Raw genomic sequence first — 9,487 nt, forward strand, 5'->3', positions numbered from 1 at the left:
GCGCAACCTGGCCGCTGCGATTGACCACGACAGTGACTACCGGAATTTGCGCTTCCGAATCAGCCAGGGTGTGTTCGGCCTCGCGAACCATCGTGCGTCGGCAGACATCCGCCGTTGGTTCGATACCCTCACCGCTGGAAGGGGCAATCGGCGACGAAGGTGGCGGAGGAGCTATGGACATTCTGCTCAAGGCGGCGGCCGTACTCTTTGGCAGGTCGTAGTAATACAGAAGCGCCGACTTCACGGTCGCGCCGGCCTTGTCCCGCAGCTCCCAGTTGTTCAATTCCAACCCAGGATGCTGATGCAGATAAGCCGCCATAGTGCCCGCCGCACGCGCGTCGTCGGCTGTCGGCAGTCCCTCCAAGGCCAGCAGGATGGCCTCGGAGCTCTCGTCCTGCACGTTTAGAAAAACGGTAGATCCATCATAGAAAGCCATCCTCAACGTACGCAGGCAGTTGATCAGACAACGCGATGCCGGTGGCTCCGCATGATGGATGGCTGCTACGTAGCCGTCGTGATAAGCCGTTTCCAGTGTTTGCACATAGCTGCTGGCATTGGACGGTGGCGTCGGAAAGGCATGCTGCCCAGGCTTGGGCTTGAATGGAGCGTAATGCTCAAGGGCGAGGTTGCCATTTTCCAAGGACGCGGTGAACGCATCTCCATTTGCAAACCAGACGCGGAATAGTTCGTTGCTCAAGGCGCTCACTGCTATGGGCAGATCATCTCCCAGCATGTTCAGATTGAAAGACACAGGAATGGCTACTTCTGCCTCGGTGGGCACGCCGTACTTGAGTTCAGGCTTGAAGGTCCAGTGCTGTACGGCTTCGAGTGCGGCCTTGTCCAACTCTGAAAACCCACTACTGCGTTGGATCCGTATATTTCGCGGCATGCCATGCACATCAACAACCAGCAACACCGTCGCCATGCCCTGATGACGCTGTCGGATAGCCTCTGGCGGGTAAACAAACACCGGCTTTGAGGCCAAGGAGGGGCGGACGATGGACGAGTCCGCTGCCGTTGAGGGGGACGCAGCCAATATTCCCGATAACGCAACAAATAGACCGCAAGCCGCAGACAAAAGGCGCAGCATGCGCCACTTCGCAAATCGAAAATCCATAGCCCCTGTTTCCCTTTCGTTTTACATCCCATGCGAGCGAAAACAGTCGCTCGTCTCGACCATACCCAGCGCTTGCTGGCGAACGGCCTCCCCTTATTTAGTTTGGGGCCGAACAGCGCGAGATATCAAGGCGCGTAATCGCTCGTTGGCTTCAATAGGCGCTGTGGGCTAATGCGTTGCCAAGGTTAATCGCAGGTTTGATTTGCGGCAGGCTGATCCCGCTTTGGGGCCTACGGGTAAAGTCGCTGGACCCCGGCGCGCGCCGGGGCGACGATGTATGGGATGCGTCGTTGAATTGGAGTGCTGTACGTCTTTGCCTGCTTATAGGCTTGAGGCGAGCATTGAGATTTCGCTTCGGGCGGCCCCTCTCCCAACCCTCTCCTCGGAGGGGAGAGGGAGTTCATATGGATGGCATGAGGTATTGGGTTGCTGGCCGTGTTACATGTTGCGCCGATATTCACCGCCCACGTCATAAAGCGCGTGACTGATCTGGCCTAGCGAGTTGTACTTCACAGCCTCCATCAACTGCTCAAACACATTCTTGCGTTCGCGTGCAGTCACTTGCAGTGTCTTGAGGCTTTCGGGCGCCAGCGAGTTACGGGCTTTGCCGTAACCCTGCACGTTCTCAATCTGCTGCCCCTTCTCTTCTTCCGTCGAACGAATCAGCTCGACCTCGGTAGCGATTTCGCCACCATGATCCTTCGGCAAGAAGGTATTGACGCCGATCAGCGGCAGGCTGCCATCGTGCTTTTTCTGCTCGTAGTACATCGATTCTTCTTGAATCTTGCCGCGCTGGTACATGGTGTCCATGGCGCCGAGTACGCCGCCGCGTTCGCTGATGGCTTCGAATTCCTTGTAGACAGCTTCTTCGACGAGATCGGTCAGCGTGTCGACGATGTAGCTGCCTTGCCAGGGATTTTCGTTGAAGTTGAGGCCGAGTTCTTTATTGATGATCATCTGGATCGCCACGGCGCGGCGCACGCTTTCTTCGGTGGGCGTGGTGATGGCTTCGTCATAGGCGTTGGTGTGCAGGCTGTTGCAGTTGTCGAACAGGGCGTACAGCGCTTGCAGGGTGGTGCGGATGTCGTTGAACTGGATTTCCTGCGCGTGCAGGGAGCGGCCTGATGTCTGGATGTGGTACTTCATCATCTGGCTGCGGGCGCTGGCGCCGTAGCGTTCGCGCATGGCGCGGGCCCAGATGCGGCGGGCGACGCGGCCGATGACGGTGTATTCCGGGTCCATGCCGTTGGAGAAGAAGAAGCTCAGGTTTGGCGCGAAGTCGTCGATGTGCATGCCGCGCGCGAGGTAGTACTCCACGATGGTGAAGCCGTTGCTGAGCGTAAAGGCGAGCTGGCTGATCGGGTTGGCGCCGGCTTCGGCGATGTGATAGCCGGAGATGGAAACCGAATAGAAGTTGCGTACTTTGTGGTCGACGAAATACTGCTGGATGTCGCCCATCATGCGCAGTGCGAATTCGGTGCTGAAGATGCAGGTGTTCTGTGCCTGGTCTTCTTTCAGGATGTCGGCCTGCACGGTGCCGCGCACGGTTTGCAGGGTTTCTTCCTTGATGCGGGCGTAGGTGTCGGCGTCGACGAGTTGGTCGCCGGTGATGCCGAGCAAGCCCAGGCCCAAGCCTTCATTGCCCTTGGGCAGATCACCCGAGTACGTTGGGCGATGCTTGCCGGCGAAGAGTTCGTCCATGCGCCTTTGCGCATCGGCCCAACGCGTGGCGTCGGACTTGAGATATTTCTCCACGTTCTGGTCGATCGCGGTGTTCATGAACATCGCGAGGATGATCGGCGCGGGGCCATTGATGGTCATCGAGACGGAACTGGTCGGCGCGCTGAGGTCGAAGCCGGAGTACAGCTTCTTCATGTCGTCGAGCGTGGCGATGTTGACGCCGGAGTTGCCGATCTTGCCGTAGATGTCCGGGCGTGGCGCGGGATCTTCGCCGTACAAGGTGACGGAGTCGAACGCGGTGGACAGGCGCGTGGCGGCGCCGCCCTGGCTCAGATAGTGGAAGCGGCGGTTGGTGCGCTCGGGCGTGCCTTCGCCGGCGAACATGCGGGTGGGGTCTTCGCCGGTGCGGCGATAGGGGTACACGCCGCCGGTGTATGGGTAATGGCCAGGGAGGTTTTCGCGCATGAGGAAGCGCAGCTGGTCGCCCCAGTCTTTGGTTTTGGGTGGGGAGACTTTGGGGATTTTCTGGTGGCTGAGGGATACGCGGTAATTTTCTACGCGGATCACTTTGTCGCGCACTTTGTATTCGTTGACGTCGTCGGTGACGGATTTGTAGAGCTTGGGCCAGTCGCGCAGGAGGTGCAGGGCTTCGTGGCTGAGTTCGCGGAGAGCGGCGTTGTAGCGTTGGCGGAGGAGTAATAGCGAACGATCTACAAGCTCGTCATCCCGGCGAACGCCGGAGGCGCTTTTCAACAGCGAATGCGGGTCATCCAGTGCCGTTGTTTTTAAGTCGTGCGCTTCGCGCGGCGTACTCAACTTGGCCCCGGCCTGCGCCGGGACGACGTTGTTTGAGTGTGAGGTGGCGTGGAGGTCGTCGTGCTCGTAGCGTTCGAGTGGGCGCGGCAATTTTGGATCGGCAAGTTCTTTCAGCGATTCGTAATAGTGCTGCGCCTTGCTGGCGAATTCGGCTTCGCGTTCGATCTCGGCATTGATGCCCCTGCCCTGCTCAGCGATTTCGGCGAGATAACGCACGCGCGCGCCGGGAATCAGCACGGTGGCGCGTGGTTCTTTCAGCGATACATCCAGATTCGGCTTGAAATCGCAGTGCGTGGTCTCGATCGCGTGCTCGCTCTTGGCGGCGAGCTTGTCGCGCAGCAGGCGGCACAGGTTGGTGAACATCCAGGTGACGCCAGGATCGTTGAACTGACTGGCGATGGTGGGGTACACCGGCACGTCGTCGTCCTTCAGCGTGAAGGCGTTGCGGTTGCGCTTCCATTGTTTGCGCACGTCGCGCAAGGCATCTTCAGCGCCGCGCTTGTCGAATTTGTTGAGCACGACGAGTTCGGCGAAATCGAGCATGTCGATTTTTTCGAGCTGACTGGCGGCGCCGTAGTCGCTGGTCATCACATACACGGGGAAGTCGACGAGGTCGACGATTTCCGAATCGCTCTGGCCGATGCCCGCGGTTTCCACGATCACCAGATCGTACGGCTGGCTCTTCAGGAAGTTGATGCAGTCGTGCAGCACTTCGTTGGTGGCGGCGTTCTGGCGGCGCGTGGCCATGGAGCGCATGTACACGCGATGGCTGCGCAACGCATTCATGCGGATGCGGTCGCCGAGCAATGCACCACCGCTGCGGCGGCGCGTGGGGTCGACGGCGAGCACGGCGATGCGCATCTCGGGGAAGGCGTGCAGGAAGCGCAGCAGCAGTTCGTCCACCACGGAGGATTTACCGGCGCCGCCGGTGCCGGTCATGCCTATGACCGGGACTCGGGACTCGGGACTCGGGACTCGGGCCCACTGCTTGCGCAGCATCGCTAGCTCGGCATCTGAAAACGCGCCCTCTTCCAGCGCACTAAGTACACGGCCAATGCTGATCTCGTCGTCGACATTTGCTGCGGCGACGAGCCCTGCCGAGTCCCGGGTCCCAAGTCCCGAGTCCCGTGCGCGCTCGGCGCGCTTCATCACGTCTTCGATCATTTCCACCAGGCCGAGCTTCATGCCGTCGTTGGGGTGGTAGATGCGTTCCACGCCATAGGCTTGCAGCTCGCGGATTTCCTCCGGAGTGATGGTGCCGCCGCCGCCGCCGAACACGCGGATGTGCGCGGCGCCGCGCTCCTTGAGCATGTCCACCATGTACTTGAAGTACTCGACGTGGCCGCCTTGATAGGAAGACAGCGCGATGGCGTCAGCGTCTTCTTGCAACGCAGCACGCACCACGTCTTCCACTGAGCGGTTGTGGCCCAAGTGAATGACTTCCGCGCCCTGCGCTTGAATGATGCGGCGCATGATGTTGATGGCGGCATCGTGCCCATCGAACAGGCTGGCGGCGGTGACGAAGCGCAGCGGGCTGGTTTCAGCCTGCGCGGCAGTGGCAGGAACGTGCTTGGCGGGGGAACTCATGGGGACTCCGAGAACGGGGATGTTCCAAGTGCAACTATTCTAGTGGGGTTGAGGATGGAACGCTTGTGGTCTATCGCTGGCAGACAGCGATGGCTGCCGTGTATAGCTTGCTGAGCGGGTGCAATGCCTGCTTCGAATGCGATGGGTTGTGCTCGACACGATGAAACCTCTCGCGAGGTTGCTTCACCCCACCCCCGTCCTCCCCTACTACACGTAGGGGAGGGAGCAAATGCGGCGATAACAAAATGTTTAGCAGTCACCCAACTTCCATTGAGATTTCTCTAAAGCATGCGGAACACAACGCATGCTCAGCTTGCACTTTCCATCGGGGACACCATCCATGACTTCATCCATCACTTCGGCGAAACGATTCCGCTTGCAGATGTGGCATCAGATTCTGATCGCCATGCTGCTTGGCCTTGCGGTCGGGCATTTCTTTGGCGAACCGGCCAAGATGTTGCAACCGCTTGGTGAAGTATTCATGTCGCTGATCCGCATGTGTGTGGTGCCGGTGGTGTTTGTGTCGGTGGTGTGCGGCATTACTTCGCTGACCGATCTGGCGGCGATGCGGCGCATTGCATGGAAATCGATCGCCATCTACATGGTGTCGATGGCGGTCATGGCGGTGCTGGCCATGGGTGCGGCGAGCTTTTTCAACGTGGGTGGCGATTTCGGCCTGACGGCAAATGCAGATAAAGTGGCGGCGGTGGCATCCACCAGCATCAAGGATGCATTGCTGAGCGCGATTCCTTCCAATCCGTTCAAGTCGTTTGCGGATGGCGCGTTATTGCCGACGATCGTGTTTGCGGTGTTGTTCGGCTTGGCTATCAATCTCACTGGCGAGAAAGCCGCGCCGGTGAGTCACTTCTTTGAAAGCATGGCGGCGGTGGTGTTCAAGCTGATCGGCATGGTGCTGAAGTTCGCGCCGATCGGTGTGTTCGGCCTGATGGCTTATGTCACGGCTGACCATGGTTTCTCGGTGCTGGGTCACCTTGGCACGCTGGTGGCGGTGGCGTATGCGGTGATGATCTTCTTCATGCTGGTGCTGTGTGCGTTGATGCTGATGATGTTCCGCCTGCATCCGCTGCCGTTTCTGCGCAAGATGATCCCGGTGCAGTTGTTTGCGTATTCCTCCGCCAGCAGTGCGGCGACGTTGCCGTTGAATCTGGAGAACACGCAGCAGCGTTTGGGTGTGGATGCGCACGTAGCCAGCTTTGTGTTGCCGCTGGGTTCCACCATCAATATGTCGGGGCTGGCGGTTTATCTGGGTACGGTGGCGATTTTTGCCAGCAATGCGTATGGCATTGAGCTGTCTCTGATGCAGATGGTGATGGTGGTGGTTACGACCACGCTGGCGTCGATCGGTGCGGCAGGCGTGCCGGGTGCGGCGCTGGTGGTGATGAGCCTGGTGCTGGCGTCGGCGGGTTTGCCGCTGGAAGTGATTGCGGTGATAGCGGCGGTGGATCGCTTGCTGGATATGGGCTGCACGTCGGCGAACGTGACCGGCGATACGGTGACGGCGGTGATGGTGGCGAAGTCGGAAGGGGTGTTGGATGAGGCTTGTTACAACCGGGGGTGAGTGGTTGTCGCACTGCTAGCGTTGATCTGCCTCACCCTCATTCCGGCGAAAGCCGGGGTGACGGTAAGGCGTTTTTGTAGGCTGGGATGAAATCCCAGCATCGGTAACTTTCCAGAAAGCTGGGATTGTCATCCCAGCCCACGAATTCAGGCCAGGCCGTAGGGCAAATTCGGTGACGCCACCACACGATCGCCCACGCTTTCGCCGCGCAGGAATGCCAGCGTCGCTTCGATCACTTCTGGTGCATCCAATACACGGTGATGCCCCAAGCCTTGCGTGGTGAGCAAGCGCGAACTGGGCCAATAACGCGCGTAGCGCTCGCCCTCTTCCCACGGCACTTCGCGATCGTCCAGATCGTGCACGATCAACCCCGGTTGACCTAGCGATGGCACATGGCGATGCACTTGTAATTCGCGGATGCACACGCCGGTGCGTTGTTCGCACCAGGCGATAAAACGGTCGCGAAGATGCTCGCCAAGACGCACGAAGCGGATGAAGCGACCGGCGGCCGCTTCGATATCGGCAGCCGGTGCAATCAACACCAGGCGTTGTGCGTACCAGCGTTCGTCTTGCGCCAATGCCACGGCTGCACCACCCATCGAATGGCCGATCGCCACCGCTGCACTGCCAAAATTCTGGCCGATGGCGCGGATGGTAGCGATGAAATCCGGCAAGGTGCACAAGCTGCCGCTGCTCGCGCCGTGACCGGGTTGATCGAACGCCACCACGGCATAGCCCATGTCGTGCAGCTTCGCTATCCACGGCAGGTAGCGCAAACCGAAGCTGGACCAGCCATGCACTAACAGCGCATACGGTTGCGTGGTGGGGTCGCCCCACACATACGTCGCGATGGATTCGCCATTGATGACGAGTTCGCCCCGCTGCATGGCGTCGTCCGGTTGCGCGGTACGCGCGCGGCTGCGGCTGCTGGCGAACGGCGTGGCGAACAGGCGTGCGGCACGATCCACGGTGCGATTCGGCGCAAGGCGGCTACCGACGGCAAATCCAAGACGCACGGCGCGCAACTTCAACGTGGTGCGCGAAGAACGATGACGCGAACTGACCGTGTTGCGTGTCATGGCAGCCTCCTTAATGCTGATAACTGGCGAGCAGGCGATCGATCGCTGCCCAGGTACGCTGGTGTGTTTCGTCGAAGCCGAACAGGCTGGCGTCGTGATGCAGGCCGAGCATCACGGCATAGAGTTCGAAGGCGAGTTGCACGGGATCGGTATCCGCGCGCAGATCGCCTACGTCGATGGTTTGGCGAATTGCGCGCACTACTTCATTGCGCCAGCCTGATTGCTGTTCTTTCACGCGTGTGCGCAGGGGGCCGTCTTCGCGGCCGTCGTATTCCACGACGGCGCTGATCAGCACGCAGCCGTTGTAATGAATGCGGATCCATTCGGACCAGCCTTCCAGGATGGCGCGCAGACGCTTCAAGCCGCGCGGCTGTTGCACGGCGGGGCGGATGACGAAATCGAGGAAGCGTTTGGTGGTGGCATCCAGCAGGGCAAGCTGCAGTTCTTCGCGGGAACCGAAATGGGCGAATACGCCGCTCTTGGACATACCGACGCCGAGGGCCAGTGCGCCGATGGAGAGGCCTTCCAGGCCGTCCTGGCGGGCCAGCTCGTAGGCGTGGTCGAGGATCAGCTCGCGGGTGGCGGCGCCTTTGCTGGGGGTAGTGGCTGGGCTCATGATCGGCAAAATAGCACGATCGTTCGTTTTATTTCCAGGGGCGAAAGCGGCCAGATTCTTAAGCTGGCGGTTCCCCCCCGCAACTCTTAGGCGGGGATGACAATCCCGGCTTCGCTTCAACATCTCCTGCTGGGATTTCATCCCCGCCTACGTAGGCGCGATGCGCGTAACGGATACCTACGCCTTCGTTTTCAACCGGCTTGTACGACCATCGTAAATACTTCTGCTGTTACCTGAACCAGCGAAAGCAATCACGTCAACACGATCAGACACGCTCGCGTTCCCCAACTCGACAGTCGGCCACGTGCCGCTGCCGCACTTTAAGGAGAGAGACACATGATCAGCATCACTCGCAAACTGGCCTTTGTTGCAGGTATTGGTCTTGCACTGGCCAGCGTGAGTTACACGCCGCCGGCTTCCGCGCAAGTCAGCGTGGGCGTAGGCATCAATGTCGCACCACCGCCGCCTCGCTATGAGCGCGTACCCGCAGCGCGCCCCGGTTGGATGTGGTCGCAGGGGTATTGGCGTTGGGAACCACGCGCGCGTCGCTATGTATGGACACCGGGTGGATGGGTGCGTGCGCGCCCGGGTTATCGCTGGTATCCCGGTGTATGGGAACGGCGCGGACCGAACTGGTACTGGCGTGATGGTCGCTGGGGTCGCTGATCGCGCATTTTTCCCGCAAAAACCTGCGCTTTATCGAGTGATGAAGCGCAGGCTCCACGACAGCTTCGCCAATTAGACTTGCGTGTGGCGCTGACCGGGTCGGCAGCTCCGATCCAATTCTCTGGGGGTTATTCAATGTCATTACGTTTTGCATCCTTGCTGGTGGTTGCCGGCGTGGCAACCATGCTTGCCGGTTGCGTGGTGGAACAACCTGCACCGCGGCCGCGTCGTGTCGTGTACGTTGCACCACCGCCGCCTCCGCCGCCGCAAGTGGTGGAAGTGATTGCTCCGCAACCACCGCCGGTGGAAGTAATCGAAGAGGTTCCGCCGCCGCGTCCGGGTTATGT

6 protein-coding genes and 1 pseudogene are annotated in these 9,487 nt (G+C 60.0%); 3 read left to right on the forward strand and 4 right to left on the reverse strand.

Going from position 1 to position 9,487, the window contains the following annotated elements; genetic code table 11:
• A partial coding sequence (locus tag VJR68_RS18330) for an energy transducer TonB (RefSeq protein WP_324150032.1) occupies window positions 1-1,117 on the reverse strand: 1,117 nt, incomplete at its 3' end.
• A gap of 438 nt (window positions 1,118-1,555) precedes the next feature.
• Window positions 1,556-5,200 carry a methylmalonyl-CoA mutase family protein gene (locus VJR68_RS18335; protein ID WP_324150033.1) on the reverse strand — a complete coding sequence of 1,215 codons (3,645 nt, stop codon included), beginning with the start codon at window positions 5,198-5,200 and terminating at the stop codon, window positions 1,556-1,558.
• Between the two features lie 340 nt (window positions 5,201-5,540).
• On the opposite strand from VJR68_RS18335, the gene VJR68_RS18340 reads away from it, so the two are divergent.
• Window positions 5,541-6,779, forward strand: a complete 1,239-nt coding sequence (locus tag VJR68_RS18340) for a dicarboxylate/amino acid:cation symporter (RefSeq protein ID WP_324150034.1) — start codon at window positions 5,541-5,543, stop codon at window positions 6,777-6,779.
• Between the two features lie 146 nt (window positions 6,780-6,925).
• Here VJR68_RS18340 and VJR68_RS18345 read toward each other — a convergent pair whose 3' ends face one another.
• Complete coding sequence (locus tag VJR68_RS18345) at window positions 6,926-7,858, reverse strand: alpha/beta hydrolase (protein ID WP_324150036.1); 933 nt, start codon at window positions 7,856-7,858, stop codon at window positions 6,926-6,928.
• Between the two features lie 10 nt (window positions 7,859-7,868).
• Window positions 7,869-8,474 carry a TetR/AcrR family transcriptional regulator gene (locus VJR68_RS18350; RefSeq protein WP_324150037.1) on the reverse strand — a complete coding sequence of 202 codons (606 nt, stop codon included), beginning with the start codon at window positions 8,472-8,474 and terminating at the stop codon, window positions 7,869-7,871.
• Window positions 8,475-8,810: 336 nt separating this feature from the next.
• On the opposite strand from VJR68_RS18350, the gene VJR68_RS18355 reads away from it, so the two are divergent.
• Window positions 8,811-9,140 (forward strand): hypothetical protein, encoded by a 330-nt coding sequence (locus tag VJR68_RS18355; RefSeq protein ID WP_324150038.1) that lies wholly within the window; start codon window positions 8,811-8,813, stop codon window positions 9,138-9,140.
• A 135-nt stretch (window positions 9,141-9,275) separates the two neighbouring features.
• Window positions 9,276-9,487, forward strand: a pseudogene (locus tag VJR68_RS18360) (hypothetical protein); the annotation flags it as partial.

It is taken from the genome of Dyella sp., assembly GCF_035277725.1.
In the GTDB taxonomy this organism is placed as follows: Bacteria; Pseudomonadota; Gammaproteobacteria; order Xanthomonadales; family Rhodanobacteraceae; genus Dyella_B.